Annotated in this window: 17 protein-coding genes; 9 read left to right on the top strand and 8 right to left on the bottom strand. The window is 72.8% G+C overall.

The genetic code is table 11. The features are described 5' to 3' along the window. Positions 1-39: 39 nt before the first annotated feature. From AW271_RS02865 to AW271_RS02875, 3 genes are read left to right on the top strand one after another with little or no spacing between them, the layout of a single operon-like run. Positions 40-948 carry an SMP-30/gluconolactonase/LRE family protein gene (locus AW271_RS02865; RefSeq protein WP_157553870.1) on the top strand — a complete coding sequence of 303 codons (909 nt, stop codon included), beginning with the start codon at positions 40-42 and terminating at the stop codon, positions 946-948. Positions 949-967: 19 nt separating this feature from the next. Beyond that, a complete protein-coding gene (locus AW271_RS02870; RefSeq protein ID WP_062331237.1) occupies positions 968-2,134 on the top strand; it encodes a sensor histidine kinase in 1,167 nt (388 codons plus the stop codon). Then, complete coding sequence (locus AW271_RS02875; RefSeq protein ID WP_062331240.1) at positions 2,131-2,766, top strand: response regulator transcription factor; 636 nt, start codon at positions 2,131-2,133, stop codon at positions 2,764-2,766. The genes AW271_RS02870 and AW271_RS02875 overlap by 4 nt, the downstream gene beginning before the upstream one ends. Here AW271_RS02875 and AW271_RS02880 read toward each other — a convergent pair whose 3' ends face one another. Both AW271_RS02880 and AW271_RS02885 read right to left on the bottom strand, forming a co-directional pair. Continuing rightward, positions 2,767-4,110: a sensor histidine kinase gene (locus tag AW271_RS02880; RefSeq protein WP_062331243.1), complete on the bottom strand. Its 1,344-nt coding sequence runs from the start codon at positions 4,108-4,110 to the stop codon at positions 2,767-2,769. It lies immediately after the preceding gene. Further along, positions 4,100-4,774, bottom strand: coding sequence for a response regulator transcription factor (locus AW271_RS02885; RefSeq protein ID WP_062331247.1), 675 nt, complete (start codon positions 4,772-4,774; stop codon positions 4,100-4,102). Before AW271_RS02885 ends, AW271_RS02880 begins: the two co-directional genes overlap by 11 nt. Positions 4,775-4,894: 120 nt before the next feature. On the opposite strand from AW271_RS02885, the gene AW271_RS41325 reads away from it, so the two are divergent. From AW271_RS41325 to AW271_RS02900, 3 genes are all read left to right on the top strand, one after another. After that, positions 4,895-5,938, top strand: coding sequence for a LolA family protein (locus AW271_RS41325; protein ID WP_063817831.1), 1,044 nt, complete (start codon positions 4,895-4,897; stop codon positions 5,936-5,938). Continuing rightward, positions 5,935-6,858, top strand: a complete 924-nt coding sequence (locus tag AW271_RS41330) for an ABC transporter ATP-binding protein (protein WP_062331253.1) — start codon at positions 5,935-5,937, stop codon at positions 6,856-6,858. Before AW271_RS41325 ends, AW271_RS41330 begins: the two co-directional genes overlap by 4 nt. Positions 6,859-6,925: 67 nt before the next feature. Continuing rightward, positions 6,926-7,792 (top strand): DUF2705 family protein, encoded by an 867-nt coding sequence (locus AW271_RS02900; protein WP_245652902.1) that lies wholly within the window; start codon positions 6,926-6,928, stop codon positions 7,790-7,792. On the opposite strand, the gene AW271_RS02905 is transcribed toward AW271_RS02900, so the two are convergent. Beyond that, complete coding sequence (locus tag AW271_RS02905; RefSeq protein ID WP_062331257.1) at positions 7,789-8,532, bottom strand: YcnI family copper-binding membrane protein; 744 nt, start codon at positions 8,530-8,532, stop codon at positions 7,789-7,791. The two genes, AW271_RS02900 and AW271_RS02905, sit on opposite strands and share 4 nt — an antisense overlap. A 43-nt stretch (positions 8,533-8,575) precedes the next feature. Further along, complete coding sequence (locus AW271_RS02910) at positions 8,576-9,175, bottom strand: MFS transporter (RefSeq protein WP_157553871.1); 600 nt, start codon at positions 9,173-9,175, stop codon at positions 8,576-8,578. Positions 9,176-9,468: 293 nt separating this feature from the next. On the opposite strand from AW271_RS02910, the gene AW271_RS02915 reads away from it, so the two are divergent. Further along, positions 9,469-9,942 (top strand): hypothetical protein, encoded by a 474-nt coding sequence (locus tag AW271_RS02915; RefSeq protein WP_062333018.1) that lies wholly within the window; start codon positions 9,469-9,471, stop codon positions 9,940-9,942. Here AW271_RS02915 and AW271_RS02920 read toward each other — a convergent pair. Genes AW271_RS02920 through AW271_RS02930 form a run of 3 tightly spaced genes read right to left on the bottom strand, consistent with a single transcriptional unit; the run spans position 9,869 to position 12,227 of the window. Next, a complete protein-coding gene (locus AW271_RS02920) occupies positions 9,869-10,672 on the bottom strand; it encodes an ABC transporter ATP-binding protein (RefSeq protein WP_062331261.1) in 804 nt (267 codons plus the stop codon). The genes AW271_RS02915 and AW271_RS02920 overlap by 74 nt on opposite strands. Beyond that, entirely contained in the window at positions 10,673-11,452 is a 780-nt protein-coding gene (locus AW271_RS02925; protein ID WP_062331264.1) for an ABC transporter permease, read from the bottom strand. After that, complete coding sequence (locus AW271_RS02930; RefSeq protein WP_245652903.1) at positions 11,445-12,227, bottom strand: ABC transporter permease; 783 nt, start codon at positions 12,225-12,227, stop codon at positions 11,445-11,447. The genes AW271_RS02925 and AW271_RS02930 overlap by 8 nt, the downstream gene beginning before the upstream one ends. 117 nt (positions 12,228-12,344) lie before the next feature. On the opposite strand from AW271_RS02930, the gene AW271_RS02935 reads away from it, so the two are divergent. Together AW271_RS02935 and AW271_RS02940 are read left to right on the top strand one after the other, a co-directional pair. Then, positions 12,345-13,349 carry an alpha/beta hydrolase gene (locus tag AW271_RS02935; RefSeq protein ID WP_062331267.1) on the top strand — a complete coding sequence of 335 codons (1,005 nt, stop codon included), beginning with the start codon at positions 12,345-12,347 and terminating at the stop codon, positions 13,347-13,349. A 160-nt stretch (positions 13,350-13,509) separates the two neighbouring features. Then, positions 13,510-15,057 (top strand): serine/threonine-protein kinase, encoded by a 1,548-nt coding sequence (locus AW271_RS02940; RefSeq protein WP_083975993.1) that lies wholly within the window; start codon positions 13,510-13,512, stop codon positions 15,055-15,057. Between the two features lie 3 nt (positions 15,058-15,060). On the opposite strand, the gene AW271_RS02945 is transcribed toward AW271_RS02940, so the two are convergent. Then, positions 15,061-15,783: a S1 family peptidase gene (locus AW271_RS02945; RefSeq protein ID WP_062331273.1), complete on the bottom strand. Its 723-nt coding sequence runs from the start codon at positions 15,781-15,783 to the stop codon at positions 15,061-15,063. Positions 15,784-15,804 lie beyond the last annotated feature (21 nt).

Genomic DNA, 15,804 nt, shown 5'->3' on the forward strand with positions numbered 1-15,804 from the left:
TTACGGAAACCTCACACGATGACAGATGGGATCTTTTCCATGCGTGTTGCCGCTTTCGTCGCCGGACTCTTAGCCGTACTGGTCGCCGCTCCGCCGGCCGTCGCCTCGGCGGCCCCGAAATACCCGGCCTCGTTCCCGCTGCCCGCCGGTTTCCAGCCCGAGGGCGTCGCCGTCGACGAGGGCCGCTCGGCCTACTTCGGCTCCCGCGCCTCCGGCGCGATCTACAAGGTCGACCTGCGCAGCGGTCAGGGCCGCGTCATCAACGAGGGGCCCGGCACCCCCTCCCTCGGCCTGAAGGTCAAGCGCAACCGCCTGTTCGTCGCGGGCGGCACCGCCGGGACCGCCCGGGTGCTCGACGCCCGGACCGGCGCGGTGCTCAAGAGCTACACCCTGGCCACCGGCGCGTCGTTCGTGAACGACGTCGTGCTCACCCGGGACGCCGCCTACTTCACCGACTCCACCAACCCCGTCCTCTACAAGCTCGACCTGCGCCGGTGGGGCCGCCTGCCCGCCGAGGCCCAGAAGATCCCGCTGACCGGCGACATCGTGTACACGACCGGCATCAACGCCAACGGCATCGCCCAGACGCCCGACGGCAGGGCGCTGCTGCTGGTCCAGTCGAACACCGGCAAGTTGTTCCGGGTCGACAAGAAGAGCGGCGCGACCACGCAGGTGGACCTCGGGACCGACCTGCTCGCCAACGGCGACGGGCTGCTGCTGGAGGGACGCCGGCTGGTCGTCGTCCAGAACCGCCTCAACACCGTGACCTGGGTCAAGCTCGACCGGCGCGGGACGAAGGGCACGATCGACCGGAAGGTCACCGACCCCCGGTTCGACGTGCCGACCACCGTCGCGGCCTTCAAGGACCGCCTCTACCTGCCGAACGCCCGTTTCACCACCACCCCGACCCCGACGACCCCCTACGACGTCGTGGCCATCGACCGCTGACACGGAGCACGATGGGGGCATGGCGACTGATGTAGCCGCGGCCGTCTGCGACTGGGAGGACGACCTCTGCCGCGCGGGCCGCGCCGCCCCCGCCGAGCTCTCGGTGATGTTCCGCGTGGGCGCGCCGGCGCTCGCCCTGGCCTTCACGGCCGGGGCGGTGCCGGCCGCCGCGCTCGCCGCCCGGCCGTCGATCGCGGGCATCGTGCTGATCCTCGTCTCGGCGATCCCGTGGGGGCGGTGGATCCTCAAGGGCGACGACGGGCCGTCGTGGTGGTTCGCGCTGGCGGTGCTCGGGCCGCTCGGGGCCGCCGTCCTGACCGGGCTGGGCAGCCCGGTGGCGTCCGTGCTGGCGCTGGCGGTCGGCCTGCTGCTGGTGGCGCTGAACGTCGGGTTCGCGCCCGTCCCGCTGGCGGCGGGCGTCACCGCGCTGACCTACCTGCTGGCCGTCGCCGCCGCGCTGGGCTCTCCTCCGGTGGTGTGGGTCGCCCTGCACCTCGGGTTCGCCCTCACGCTGGCTGCCGCCTACGCGGTGCGGGTCAGCCACGAATCCAGCCGCCTGGTCGCCCAGGCGCTGGAGGCGCTGGCCCTCCAGCGGGCCGCCGACCAGCGGCGGATCATGGCGCAGGACGTCCACGACGTCGTCGGGCACACCCTCGCGGTGACCATGCTGCACCTCACCGCCGCGCGCATGGCGATCAGGCGCGAGGCCGCCGCCGAGGCGCTGGAGGCCCTGGAGGAGGCCGAGCGGCACGGCCGGGCCAGCCTGGCCGACCTGCGGCGGCTGGTGAAGGTGCTGCGCTCCGGGGAGGAGTCGCCGACCGGGCCGCAACCCGGCCTCGCCGACGTCGAGGCGCTGGTGGAGGGCTTCCGCGGCGCCGTCGAGCTCACCTTCTCCGTGGACGGGCTCGCGGTGGTGAACCCGGGGGCGGAGCTGGCGGCGTACCGGATCGTTCAGGAGGCCCTGGCCAACGCGGTCCGGCACGGAACCGGGACGGCCCGGGTGGCGCTGACCCTGGCGAACGGCGAACTGGCCGTGGAGGTCGCCAACCCCGTCGGCGCCCCGTCGGACGACGGGCCGGGCAGCGGCCTGCTGGGCATGCGCGAACGCGCCACCGCCGCCGGGGGCCACCTCACCGCCGGAACACGCGGCGGGCAGTGGCTCGTGTCGGCGAGGATTCCGGTGTGATCACCGTCCTGCTGGTGGACGACCAGCCGCTCGTCCGCGCCGGCCTGCGCCGCATCCTGGAACCCGAGGGGACCTTCACGGTCGTCGGGGAGTGCGACGACGGCGACCAGGTCGCCGCCGCCGTCGCCCGCTGGAGCCCCGACGTGGTCGTGATGGACGTCCGGATGCGCCGGGTCGACGGCGCCGAGGCGACCCGCCGCCTGGCGGGAGCCGTGCCGGTGCTGATCCTGACGACCTTCGACGACGACGACACCGTGGCGGCGGCCCTGGGCGCGGGCGCGGCCGGGTTCATCCTGAAGGACGCGCCCGGGGAGGACATCGTCCGGGCCGTCACGATGGTGGCCGAGGGCGGTTCGTGGCTCGACCCGCAGGTGGCCGGGCCGGTGCTGACGGCCTTCCGGCGGGTCGCTCTGAAGGAGAGCAGAGGGCGCGCGGCGGCGGCCCAGCTCACCCAGCGGGAACACGACGTGCTGGCCCAGATCGCGCGCGGGGCCACCAACGCCGAGACGGCCGCCGCGCTGCACGTGTCGGAGGCCACGGTGAAGACCCACCTGGGCAACATCCTGACGAAGCTCGACCTCAGAGACCGGCCCGCCGCCATCGTGTACGCCCACGACCACGGCCTGGCCTGATCACACCGGCAGCCGGACCGTCGCCACCAGCCCCGGACCCGCGTCGTCGAGCGTGATCGACCCGCCGTGCGCCTCGGCCACCTCCCGCGCGATGGCCAGCCCCAGCCCGGTGCCGCCGTCGTCGCGCGACCGCGACGTGTCGAGCCGGGTGAACCGGTCGAAGACCCGCTCGCGGTCCTCCGCCGGGATGCCCGGCCCGTCGTCGGTGACGGTGACGAGCGCCCACGGGCCCGACTTCCACAGCCCCACCCGCACCTTGTCGTGGGCGTGCCGGACGGCGTTGTCGATCAGGTTGACGAGCACCCGGCCCAGGTCCATCTCCGCGCCGATCACCACCACGGCCTCGGCCGGGATGTCGGCGTCGAGGCCGTAGCGGGCGGCGGTCCGGGTCACCAGGCGGCCGAGTTCGACCGGCTCGTGGCGCAGCGTCCGGCCCTCGTCGAGCCGGGCCAGCGCCAGCAGGTCCTCGGCCAGCTTCGACAACCGCAGGGTGTCCTCCAGGACGCCTTCCGCGGTCTCGCGCCAGTCCTGGCCGTCGGGGTGGCTGAGCGCGACCTCCAGCTGAAGGCGCATGCTGGCCAGCGGGCTGCGCAGTTCGTGGGCGGCGTCGCTGACCAGGGCGCGCTGCCGCGAGCCGGCCTCCTCAAGGCGGGCCAGCATGTCGTTCAGGGTCATCGCCAGCGAGTGGACCTCGTCGTTGGCCTCCGGGACCGGCAGCCGCCGCGACGGCGACGAGCCGGTGATCTCGGTCGCGCCCCGGCGCAGCGCGCCGATGGGGCTCAGGGTCCGGCCGATGATCAGCCACGACGCCCCGGCCAGCACGACCAGCAGCAGCGGGGTGCCGAGCAGCAGGACGTGGCCGGTCGTGCGCAGCGCGCGTTCGATCTCGCTGAACGACCGCGCCGCCAGGACCGTCACCCCGTTGTCGGCGCTCATCACCGTGATGCGCAGCACGGCCGGGATGCCGTAGGGGCGGCCGTCGAGGAACTGCGGCCGGCCCGAGTGGGCGGCGGTCCTCCGCGCGGCCTCGGGGAGCAGCGGGACCAGGCGGTCGGTCGACGGGGTCGCCGCGGTGATCAGCCCGTTCCGGTCGATGACCTGCACGATCGTCGCCTTCGTCGGCACGATCTCGCCGTCGAGCCGGCCGGCGTCCGACAGGGCCACGATCTCCCGGGCCCGCGAGGTCACCTCGTCGTCGATGGTGGCGATCAGCGAGCGGCCCAGGACGTTCACGAACACCCACGCCGCCACCGCCAGGCCGACGCCGAGCACGGCCGTGGCGACCACGGTCAGCCGGACCCGCAGGCTGCGCCGCCGCCACCACAGGAACGGGTTACCCGCCATCGCTGGCCAGCCGGTATCCCGCCCCCCGCACCGTCTGCACGGCGCCCCGGCCGAACGGCGCGTCGATCTTGCGGCGGAGGTAGCCGACGTACACCTCGACCACGTTGGGGTCGGTGTCGTAGGTGTCCCAGACGTGCTCCAGGATCTCCGCCTTCGAGACGACCTCGTCCGGATGGCGCATCAGGAACTCCAGCAGCGCGAACTCGCGGGGCGTCAGGTCGACCGTCTTCTCCGCGCGCCGCACCAGCCGCCGCGCCGGGTCGAGGGTCAGGTCGCCGGCCCGCAGCACCGACGGACGGCGTCCGCCGCCGCGCCGCAACAGGGCGCGCAGCCGGGCGACCAGGACCACATAGGAGAAGGGCTTGGTCAGGTAGTCATCGGCGCCCAGGTCGAGGCCGTCGGCCATGTCGTACTCGCCGTCCTTGGCCGAGAGCATCAGGACCGGCACCCAGTTCTCCGCCTCGCGCAGGCGTTTGCACACGTTGTAGCCCGACAGGCGGGGCAGCATGATGTCGAGCACCACGATGTCGTACTCGCCGGTCGAGGCCAGGTGGAGGCCCTCCTCGCCGTCGTGGGCCAAATCCACGGCGAAGCCCTCGGCGCGCAGGCCCCGTTGCAGGGCCGCGGCCATCCGTCGTTCGTCCTCCACCACCAGCACGCGCATTTCCCCATTTTGGGGGTTGTGTGCTGTGACCCGGCTGAGAGGAGTCTCAGCACGTCTCAGCCTCGCCACAGGGCCGGGCGCGCATGGTGTGGGCACGTCCATCAGATTGGAGTGCATGAGATGTCCACGAGAGCACGCGCCGTGAGGTGGGGGGTCCCGGCCGCCGCCGTCCTGGTGGTGGCGGGCGCCATCGGAGCGGGCCCCGTCATCGCGGCGGTCCAGGGGGACCCGCAGCTGCCCGAGCTGACCGCAGAGCAGCTGATCACCCAGGTCAGCGCCAAATGGAGCGGGACGGGGACGATGCCGCCGATGTCGGGCACGATCGTCGAGACCGCCTCGCTCGGCATTCCCGGCCTCCCGGCCGCGCCGGTCGGCACCAGCCCGCTCGCGCTGCTGTCGGGGTCCCACGAGCTCAAGGTCTGGTACGGCTCCGCCGACCGGTTCCGCATCGCGATCCCCGGCGCCATGAGCGAGCAGAACGTGATCTACAACAACGGCCAGACGTGGTGGTGGGACAGCGCCGCCAACACCGCCACGAAGATCAAGCTGCCCGCCGACGGCCCGGCCCCCGCGCCCCCGCCCGCCGCCGTGACCCCGCCCGACGCCGCCCGCCAGGCGCTGGCGATGGCCGAGTCCGACACGGCGATCAGCGTGGGCAACGACGCGACGGTCGCCGGGAGGGCGGCGTACGAGCTGGTGCTCGCGCCGAAGGCGGCCGAGTCGCTGGTCCGGGACGTGCGCCTGGCGATCGACGGCGAGACGCTGGTGCCGCTGCGGGTCCAGGTCTTCGCCGAGGGCGCCGCAGAACCGGCCTTCGAGGTCGGCTTCGACTCGATCACCTTCGCCGAGCCCGCCCCCGAGAACTTCACCTTCACCCCGCCGCCCGGCGCGAAGGTGACCGAGGGCGACCTGCCGGCGTTCACCCGGACGCAGCCCCAGATGCCCGCGGGAGACGTCGCGGTCACCGGCAGCGGCTGGACCTCGGTCGTGACGCTGCCCTTCGACGCCGCCGCGCTGAAGGACAACCCGATCCTGGCCGCGGCCAGGCCCGTCGAGGGCGGCAGGGTGATCACCACCAAGCTGGTCTCGGCCCTGCTGACCGACGACGGCCGCCTGCTGGCCGGCGCGGTGACCCCCGAGACCCTGGAGAAGGCCGCCGGATGAACGCTCCCGCGATCGCCACGCGGGGCCTGACGAAGCGCTTCCCGGGAGGTCAGGTCGCCGTCGACGGCGTCGACCTGGCCGTCCCGGGCGGTTCCGTGTACGGCTTCCTGGGCCCCAACGGATCGGGCAAGACCACCACGATCCGCATGCTGCTCGGCCTGATCACCCCCACCGCCGGCACCAGCACCCTGTTCGGCGACCCCGCCCGCGCGGCCCTGACGAGGGTGGGCGCGCTGGTCGAGGGCCCCGCCTTCTACCCGTGGTTGTCCGGGACCGCCAACCTGCTGCGCCTGGACGCCGCCAACCCCGCCGCCGACGCCGCCACGGCCCGGCGGCGCACGGCCGAGGCGCTCGACCGCGTCGGCCTCACGGCGGCGGCCGGGAAACGCTACAAGGCGTACTCGCTGGGCATGCGCCAGCGCCTGGCCATCGCCGGCACCCTGCTCAGCCGCCGCGACCTGCTGGTCCTCGACGAGCCCACCAACGGCCTCGACCCCCAGGGCACCCGCGAGGTCCGCGCCCTGATCAAGGACGTCGCCGCCGACGGCACCACCGTCTTCGTCTCCTCCCACCTGCTGGCCGAGGTCGAGCAGATGTGCACCCACATCGGCGTCATGCGCACCGGCCGCCTGGTCGCCCAGAGTTCCCTCGGCGACCTGCGCTCGGCCGCGACCGCCCGGGTCGAGGTCGACACCCCCGACGTGACGGCCGCGGCGAGGGTCCTGACCGACCTCGGCCTCCGTGACGTGACCCGGGCCGCGGGCCGGGCCGGCGCCGAGATCGGCACGACGGCCCCCGAGCACGTCAGCGACCTGCTGTTCCGGGCGGGCGTGTCCATCCGTGGTTTCCAGGTGGTCCGGCCCAGCCTGGAGGACGTCTTCGTGGGGCTGACGGGGGAGGGCTTCGATGTCGACTCATGACCGCACGGCGACACCGGGTGCCGGTCTCGCTTCTGATGTGGCTCTTGGTGCGAGTGCCGGTGTTCGCGTGCCGGGCGATGGGCGCGGGGGCGGTCCGCCGTTCGTGGCGGGGCCCCGGCAGGCGACGTCGCGGTCGGCGCTGCGGTTGTTCCGGTCGGAGACCGGGCTGATCTTCCGGCGGCCGCGGACCGTGGCGATGCTCGCCGTCGTCGCGGTCGTGCCGGTGATCTGCGGGGCCGCCATCAGGGTCTTCGGGGCCGACGGCGAGGCGATCCTGGTGCAGGTGGCGGGGAACGGGCTCGCGCTCGGGTTCGTCGCGTTCTCGTTCATGGTGCCGCTGATCCTGCCGCTGGTCGTGGCCGTCGTGGCCGGCGACGCCGTCGCGGGGGAGGCGGGGCTCGGGACGCTGCGGCAGCTGCTCACCGCCCCGGCCGGGCGGACCCGGCTGCTGGGTGTGAAGTTCGCCGGGATGGCCGTGTTCGCGCTGGTCACCAGCCTGGTCATCCTGGTGGCGGCGCTGCTCACCGGGCTGGTGCTGTTCCCGGTCGGGCCGGTCACGCTGCTGTCGGGCACGACCGTGCCGCTCGTCGAGGGGCTGCTCCGGATCGGGCTGGTCGCGCTCTACGTCACGCTCGGCATGATCGCGCTGGGCACGCTCGCGCTGGCCGTGTCGGTGTTCACCGACACCTCGATCGGGGCGGTCGTCACCACGGTCGTGCTGGTGCTGGTCAGCCAGATCATCACGGTCATCCCGCAACTGGACGCCGTCACGCCCTACCTGCTCACCTCGTGGTTCCAGCGGTTCGACGGGGCGCTCCGCGAACCGCTGGCCACGGGTGACATGGGTCAGGGCGTGCTGGCGTTCGCCGCGTACATCGCGATCTTCGGGTCGCTCGCGTGGGCGCGGTTCACGTCCAGGGACGTGACGTCCTAGGCGGTCGGCCTGCGGCGCAGGGCCGCGATGGCGACGCCCACGCCGGCGATGCCGACGACGATCCCGATGCCGCCGATGAGGCGGGCGGTGCCGTCGGCGGAGCCCGAGTCGTGGGCGTCGGCGGCGACCGGGGAGGCGGCCACGGCCGGGGCGGCGCTGGGGGCGGCGCTGGGGGCGGCCGAGGCGGCGGCGCCGTGGTGGTCGTCACCGGTGGGCGGGGTGAGCTTCAGGGTCGGGACGGGGCGCTCGGCCTCGCCGCCGTCGGCCTTCGGCTCGTCCTTCCAGTCGACGACCTCGCCGCTGCTGTAGGTCTGCTTGGTCGGGAAGTAGAGGTGGTCGGTCTCGGTGGGCAGGCCGCCGAGGGAGACCTCGAACTCCTGGAACTCGCCCGGCTTCACCTCGCCGCCCGACCAGGTGATCTTGGTGACGGCTTCGGTGATCTCGCCGTACTGCGACTGGACCGGGGTGGCCAGCTTGCCCTCGGTGACCTCGGCCTTCCAGCCGGGGACCGGCTTGACCGACACGAAGGGCAGCGGGTGGTCGACGGGGAAGGTGACCTCGATCTTGGTGGTCGAGGCGTCGTCGCGCTCGTTGGGGACGCGGAAGGCGACCTTGCTGAAGCTGCCCTGCTCGACCGAGCCGGGCTGGACGGTGACGTGGGCCAGCGCGGGGAAGGCGAAGCCGAGGGTGAGGGCGGTGGCGGTCGCGGTGATGGTCAGGGCGCGGCGGATGACGGACATGGCGAAGACTCCACTGGTCGTGCGGAAGGGAAGAGGGGACGGGTCAGCACCCGGCCAGTGGAGGACCTCTTCTGACGACGGCGTGCCGGAGGGGCCGGAGCGGGCCCGGCCGGACGGCCGCGGCGCGCACCCGCGCCGGACGCGGCAGCGCCGGGACCGGCGGCGCCTTGAGCACCCGCCAGGCGCCGGCCCCGATCCGCCGCAGCACCGACCACAGGGCGGCCTCGCCCCGGGCCAGCCACCAGGCGGTGATCAGCGAGGCGGTCAGGTGGGCCACGACCATGCCGAGCGACACCCCGAGCCCGCCGTGGGCGTGGTCGGGATCGGTCAGCACCCGGGCGGTCTGCCCCTCGGTGAACAACTCGTGGAGGAGGACCTGGGCCGCGACCTGCACCGCGGCGATGACGCCGGGCGAGCGCTCACGTCCCGCGAACACGAACGCCGCCCCGAAGGCCCCGGACATCCCGACGGCCAGCGCCGCGAGCGTCGGCCCGTCACCCCCGGCGGCCTGGTGGCCGACGGCGGCGAGCACCACGCAGACGGCGGCGAACGAGACCGACCGGGCGAATCTCAGCGCGGGCCCGGCCGAGCCGCCGAAGGTCTGCGCATCGCTCGCGGGGACTCGATCGCCCAGAGTGGGCACGCGCCGGGCACCAGCGGAGCCGTTCACCGAGCGTCGATTGCCGGGGCTCGGGAGTGCGTTCAGGGCGGCGGCGGGGAAGTTCCGGGCTCGTTGCGACCGGGCCAGGGCGACCCCGTGCGACAGTGTCGCGTCTGGTGGGGTCGGGTGGCTCTTCGGCATGGCGGGCACATCTTCTCACGCTTCGGCGGGATGTCACCCCCGCGTCAAAGCCATCCCGTCAGGAGCAGTGCGATATTTCGGTTTTTGTCGCTAATGTGGCCGCGCGGACCAAGAACGTTTTCGAGGTGGGTGACATGCGGCACTTCATCGGGCTGCTCGTCGGGATCGTCGTCGCCGCCGCTCTGCTGTTCGGAGGGGGCTGGGCCTCACGCGAGTCGTTGCGGGGATCCGTCGGCGACATCGACCCCGTCCGCGACCCCCGGATGCTCATCGCGCTGGGGATCATGGCCGTCGTCGGCCTCCTCCTCGGCCTGGTGATCGCGGGGCGGATCTCGCCGGTCGCCACGTTCGTGCCCTCGATGGTGCTGCTGGCCTGGACGGTCGTGTACGCCATCGACGTCTCCCGCGCCACGAGCCTGGCCCCCGTCGGCGCCACCCTCCAGAAGGAGATCGCCGAGGCCGGCCAGGGCATGCTCGCGCTGCTGTCGTCGGGCGTCTACGGCCTGGTGGGCATCGCCCTGTTCGTGCCGGTGCTCATGCCGTCACGGTGGGCGGGTCCGCATCGGGAGTACGACGAGGAGTACGAGGAGCAGCCGGAGTACTACTGAGGTAGAGGTGCGCGACCACGTCCTCGATCGACTCCTGGCCCGGCACGAGCGCCCGCAGCTCCGGCACGCTCCCGTCGAAGGCCAGCCGCCCGTGGTCGATCAGCAGCACCCGCCGGCAGAGCCGCTCGACGTCGCCCAGGTCGTGGGTGGTCAGCAGCACGGTGGTGCCCCGGTCGGCGTTCAGCCGGGCCAGGAACGACCGGACCTCGGCCTTGGCCACCACGTCGAGCCCGATCGTCGGCTCGTCGAGCACCAGCACCTCGGGGTCGTGCAGCAGCGCGGCGGTGATGTCGCCCCGCATGCGCTGGCCCAGGCTGAGCTGCCGGACGGGCGTCCGGAGGAACGGGCCCAGGTCGAGCACCTCGGTGAGCTCGGCCAGCCGGGCCGTGAACCGGCTTCGATCTACTTTGTAAAGGAGCCGGACCAGTTCGAAGCTGTCGCGCAGCGGCAGGTCCCACCACAACGTCGTCCGCTGCCCGAAGACCACCCCGATCCGCCGCGCCAGCGTCTTGCGCTGCCGTGCCGGGTCGAGCCCGGCCACCGAGGCGCGCCCGCGTGTGGGGGTCAGGATCCCGGTCAGCATCTTGATCGTCGTGGACTTCCCGGCGCCGTTGGGGCCCAGGCAGCCGACGAACTCGCCGGCCTCCACCCGGAAGGTCAGGTCGTGGACGGCCGCGACGACCGCCCCGCGCACCTTGAAGTCGCGGCCCAGTGACATGGTCTCGATCATCTAGCTCCCCGTCGATCGGTAGCGGCGCAGGCCCGCCCGCCAGGCGAGGGCGGCCGCGCCGGCCAGCAGCAGGGCGGCCAAGGGCGCGGCGAAGCGGAGCCAGCCGGGCAGCCCGAGGGGATCGGGCCGCCCGAGCACGTAGAGGGCCGGCTGCCAGTTCACGAACGCCAGCGGCACGATGTAGGTCACCCCGCGCACGAGCTGTTCGCCGTAGACCGACAGCGGATACTGCGTCAGCGTGACCCCGCCGTAGGTGAAGGCGTTGGCGAGCTCGGGGGCGTCGACCAGGACGAACTGGAGCGCCGCCCCGAGCGTGAACACGGCCGTGAAGATCACGATGCCGCAGAGGATCATGACGGGCACCATCCAGGCCCGCGACCACGGCACGACCGGCAGCGCCAGGCCGAGCACGATCGCCGCCTGGGCCAGCCGCCCGATCCGGTGGGCGCCGAAGCCGTCGGCGGCCATCTGGACGAAGGGCGAGACCGGCCGGATCAGCATCGTGTCGAAGGTGCCGGCCCTGATGTGCTGGCTGAGCCGTTCGATGTTGCCGAAGAGCAGGTCGGCGAGGGCGAAGGAGACGCCGCCGGTGCCGTACAGGAACATGACCTCGCGGAGCGAGAACCCGCCCAGGGTGGTGACGTGGGTGAACACGATGCCGATCGCGATGACGTCGAGGGCGTTGATCGCGAACGAGCTGACGATCGAGACGACGAAGGAGGTGCGGTACTGGGCGGAGGCGCGGGCCCACGTCCAGGCCAGCAGGAGGTAGTCACCCACCCTGGACCACCACCTTGCGCCGGGCCGCCACGGTCAGCAGCGCGCCGAGGCCGAGCAGGGTGACCGCCCAGAAAAGCTGGAATCCCAGGCCGCTCCACGTAGGGGTGGCGCCGAGCCACATGTCGGCCGGGACCTGCACCATCGCCGCGAACGGCGAGGCCTCCGCGACCGTGCGCAACCAGCCGGGGAACAGCCCGAGCGGGAGCACCATCCCGCTGAAGAAGAAGGTCAGCAGGGACGAGAGGGTGTGCATGCCCCGGTCGTCGGTGGTCCAGCACGCCGCGAGCGTGACGAGGTAGCGCCAGCCGAAGCTGACCACGATCCCCAGCACGAACGACGCGACGAACCAGGGCGAGACCGGCGCGACCATGGTGAACATGGCCGCCCCGGCGATCGAGGGCGGCAGGCTGCGGGCGATGGTGAGGTAGGCGGCCCGGCCGAGGTCCTCCGCCAGGCTCCAGAGCAGCAGGGGAGCGGGCCTGACCAGGTCGAACGCGATGTCGCCCGACCTGATGCGGTCGCCGAACGACAGGCCGCGGCCGAAGACCTGCATGGGCCCGATGAAGCCCTGGGTGAGGAAGCAGAAGGTGACGGCCTCGGCGAGGGTGTATCCGGCGAGGCCGGGGCGGGCCTCCCATAAGGCGATCAGGACATAGGCCCGCAAAACGCCGAAAACCGTGTTGGTGAAGGCCCCGGCGAGCGCTGCGGCGAGGTAGGTGCTGTGCCGGCGGAAGCCGTACTGGAACAGGCGCAGGTAGAGGACGAAGTCGGCCACCTCCCGCCGAGGATCGTAACCCGGTATTTCACCCCTGCCGATCTGCGTAACCCCTGTGTAACATCCTGGGTTACCTAACTAGGCATAAGGGAACGAATCGGACAAGGAGGGATCCGCATGAACGCTGACATCGACGTGGACGTTCGCCCGGAGCACCCTTTGAGCTGGCAGGCCATAGCGGCCAACGGGCTGTTGCGCGGGACCATGAAGCCCATATCGGCCGTCCTTCTCCGTACGACCGCCAGCCTGGTCGTCGCCAACCGGATCATCGAGCTGGGCGGGCGGCTGCCCGGACTGGTCCCGGCGACCGTCTCGATCGAACAGGAGTCGTTCGGCGCCTGCTCGGGGGAGTGGGTACGCGGGTCCGGTGAGCCCGACTCCGATCTCGAAGAGCTCGATGAGAGCAAGGTCGTCCTCTATCTCCACGGGGGCGGCTATTTCATCTGTTCTCCAGTGACGCACCGGCCGATCACGTGGCGGTTGTCCGCCGTGACGCAGCGGCCGGTGCTGGCCCTCGACTACCGGCAGGGGCCCCAGCACAAGCTGGCCGAGTCGCTCGCCGACGCCCTGGACGCCTACCGCGCCCTGCTCGACCGCGGTTTCGCCCCCGAGGGCATCGTGCTGGCAGGTGATTCAGCCGGCGGACATCTGGCCCTGGCGATGCTGCTCTCCCTGCGTGACAACGGGCTGCCGCTCCCCGCGGCGGCCATTTGCCTGTCTCCCTGGGCCGACCTGAGCGACGAGCGCAAGACCGCCAACCGCTGGGCCGACCCCCTGCTCCCCGCCGGCCGGGTCGAGTGGATGGCCCGCCGCTGGACCGAGGGCCTGGACAACCGCGACCCCCTCGTCTCCCCGGTCTTCGGCGACTACACCGGCCTGCCGCCCCTGATGATCGTCACCAGCACCACCGAGGTGCTCCGCGAGGAGGCCCACCGGGTCGCCGAACGGGCGCGTGCGGATGGCGTTCCGGTGCGGTATGAAGAATGGCGGAAGATGCCCCACGTCTTCGCGCTCATGGCCGACATACTGCCCGAGGCCCGGCTGGTCTTCCCCCACATGGGCCAGTTCGTCGAGGCGGTCGAGGCCGCGGCGAAGGCCGAGGGCGGCGAGGTCGCGGCTTAAGGGCTGTTACCCCTGATACCGCTGTGACCAGGCGTTTGTTACCCCGAGGTCGTAGTGACCTAACCCGTTATGCCGCTTCTGCCTAGTTGGAGGCGCGGACCGTTCCATCCGGCCACAGTGTGCCTTGCGTACTTCTTTGGATCGGAGAGGTAACTTCCGGATGGCACGAGGCGGAACGGGCCCCCAGAACGGCATGCCGCCCGGCGTGCGGCCGCTCACCGTGGGAGACCCGGTCATCATTGGCCGATATCTGCTGCTCGGCCGCCTGGGCACCGGCGGCATGGGCGTGGTCTACCTCGCGGAGCATCCGCAGGGCGGCCTGGTGGCGTTGAAGACGCCCCATCCCATGCACCTGTCCGACCCGATCCTGCGCGCCCGGTTCACCGAGGAGGTCGAGTTCTCCCGCCGCGTGGCGCCGTTCTGCACCGCCGCGGTGATCGAGGACGGGCACGACCGCGACCGCCCCTACCTGGTCACCGAGTACATCGCCGGGCCGGGCCTGTCGCAGGTCGTGGCCGCGCGCGGGCCGCTCACGCCCGACCTGGCCTACGGCGTCGCCCTCGGCACGGCCGCCGCCCTGGTGGCCACCCACGACGCCGGGCTGGTCCACCGCGACCTGAAGCCCGGCAACGTGCTGCTGTCGCCGAGCGGCCCGTTCGTGATCGACTTCGGCATCGCCCGCGACCTCGACGCGCTCGCCGCGCACACCCAGGCCGGGCAGATCATGGGCAGCCCCGGCTGGGTCGCCCCCGAGCGGCTCACCGGCGGGCCCGCGATCCCCGCCTCCGACGTCTTCTCCTGGGGCTGCCTGGTGGCCTTCGCCTCGACCGGCTACCACCCGTTCGGCGCGGGCGAGGCCGAGGTCGTGATGCGCCGCATCCTGCTGGAGGAGCCCCGGATCGCGGCCGTGCCCAAGCTCCTCTGGGACACCGTGAACGCCGCCCTGCGCAAGGAACCCGCCGAGCGTCCCGACGCCGCCGAGCTGCTGTCGGCCCTGCTGGCCGCCGGAGGGGTGGGCCTGCCGCCCGACCTGCGGGTGGCCGTGGCGCACGTCATGGAGGAGATCTGGCAGCCGGTGCCCTACCCGCGCGGCGGCGAACGGAAGGCCGTCGCCGCGCCGGGCCCCGAGACCGCCGCCCGTGGACGCCGCCGCCGGTCGGGCTCGGCCACCCAGCACGCCGGCTACGCCGCCCTGGCCACCGTCACCATCGCGGCGATCACGGTCGTGGCGGCCACCAGCTCCCCGGCGGGCGGCGTGCAGACCGCCGAGCCGCCGCCGGCGGTGCCGATGGTCGTGCTGCCCAACGAGGCCGCGGCCTCTCCCGAGGTGCTCGGCACGTCGCGGCCGCCGGTGGCGGGCGAGGTGCCGCCGATCGGCGAGGACGGCGCGCAGGTCACCGTGACGGCGACCCGGACGATCACCCCGTCGTGGCCGCCGGGCGAGGACCCGTGGAACACCTCGGTCCCCTCACCCCCGCCGGGCGGCGGCTGGACCCAGGGGCCGCCCGACCCGGGGCCGACGGGCAACCCGAACCCCAACCCGAACCCCACGCGGCCGACCCCGACCCGCCCGGTCCCGACGGGCGGGATCACCACCGAGCCGCAGTGGGGCGACGAGGAGTCCCCGCAGCCCTCCCCGTCGCCGTCTCCGTCGCCCTCCCCATCGCCCTCGCCGAGTCCGTCGCCGTCCCCGTCTCCCGGCGGGTGATCGTCAGTCGCACTGCCGGGTCGACACGGCGGCGGCGGCCTTCAGGCCCTTCGCGGCGGGGCGGGCGATCTCTCCGGTGCTGATCACCCAGCCGCTCACGGAGTCGTCGAGGTTACTGGCGAAGACCATGCCGATGACGTCGCCGTCCGGCCCGAACAGCGGCGCGCCCGACATGGCCGGGTCGACGGCGGCGTGGACGAGGAAGACCTGGCGCGCCACGATGTCCTCGTCGTAGATGTCGTTGCCGACGGCGGTCTGCGGCGCGCCCGCCCTGCCCGATCGCACGGTGAACTCCCCGTCCTTCGAGTAGGCCGCGAACGTGGCCCGTTCGCCGGGGTCGACCGAGTCGAAGTGCAGGACATCGGCGTCCAGACCCGCTACCCGCAGCACGGCGACGTCCCGTTTCGGGTCGAAGACGACGACGTCGCCCTGATGGCGGCTGCCGTCGGCGCCGGTCACCGTGATCGGGCCCTCGGCGCCCGCCACGACGTGCGCGGTGGTGAGCACCCGGTCGGGAGCGTAGGCGAACCCGGTGCCCTGCGCCGTGTCCTTGGCGCAGGAGGGGGTGGCCACGGTCACCCTGACCACGTTCTGCCGATGCGGCGCCACCTCGGGCGGCACCGACACGGGCATCGGCACCGGCGTCGCCTGCGTGGTCGGCCGGGCCGCTTGGCCGCAGCCCGCCACCGCGACGAGCACGACGAGAGCGAGTAACTTCTCGATCACCCGCCGGATGCTAGTTCGTGG

Source organism: Herbidospora sakaeratensis (genome assembly GCF_001570525.1).
Classification (GTDB): domain Bacteria; phylum Actinomycetota; class Actinomycetes; order Streptosporangiales; family Streptosporangiaceae; genus Herbidospora; species Herbidospora sakaeratensis.

Bases quoted from the DNA above. Each gene is read 5' to 3' on its own strand.
- AW271_RS02880 (WP_062331243.1), bottom strand. From the start codon at position 4,110: ATGGCGGGTAACCCGTTCCTGTGGTGGCGGCGGCGCAGCCTGCGGGTC.
- AW271_RS02865 (WP_157553870.1), top strand. From the start codon at position 40: ATGCGTGTTGCCGCTTTCGTCGCCGGACTCTTAGCCGTACTGGTCGCC.
- AW271_RS41330 (WP_062331253.1), top strand. From the start codon at position 5,935: ATGAACGCTCCCGCGATCGCCACGCGGGGCCTGACGAAGCGCTTCCCG.
- AW271_RS02920 (WP_062331261.1), bottom strand. From the start codon at position 10,672: ATGATCGAGACCATGTCACTGGGCCGCGACTTCAAGGTGCGCGGGGCG.
- AW271_RS02885 (WP_062331247.1), bottom strand. From the start codon at position 4,774: ATGCGCGTGCTGGTGGTGGAGGACGAACGACGGATGGCCGCGGCCCTG.
- AW271_RS02870 (WP_062331237.1), top strand. From the start codon at position 968: ATGGCGACTGATGTAGCCGCGGCCGTCTGCGACTGGGAGGACGACCTC.
- AW271_RS02940 (WP_083975993.1), top strand. From the start codon at position 13,510: ATGGCACGAGGCGGAACGGGCCCCCAGAACGGCATGCCGCCCGGCGTG.
- AW271_RS41325 (WP_063817831.1), top strand. From the start codon at position 4,895: ATGTCCACGAGAGCACGCGCCGTGAGGTGGGGGGTCCCGGCCGCCGCC.
- AW271_RS02905 (WP_062331257.1), bottom strand. From the start codon at position 8,532: ATGTCCGTCATCCGCCGCGCCCTGACCATCACCGCGACCGCCACCGCC.
- AW271_RS02915 (WP_062333018.1), top strand. From the start codon at position 9,469: ATGCGGCACTTCATCGGGCTGCTCGTCGGGATCGTCGTCGCCGCCGCT.
- AW271_RS02935 (WP_062331267.1), top strand. From the start codon at position 12,345: ATGAACGCTGACATCGACGTGGACGTTCGCCCGGAGCACCCTTTGAGC.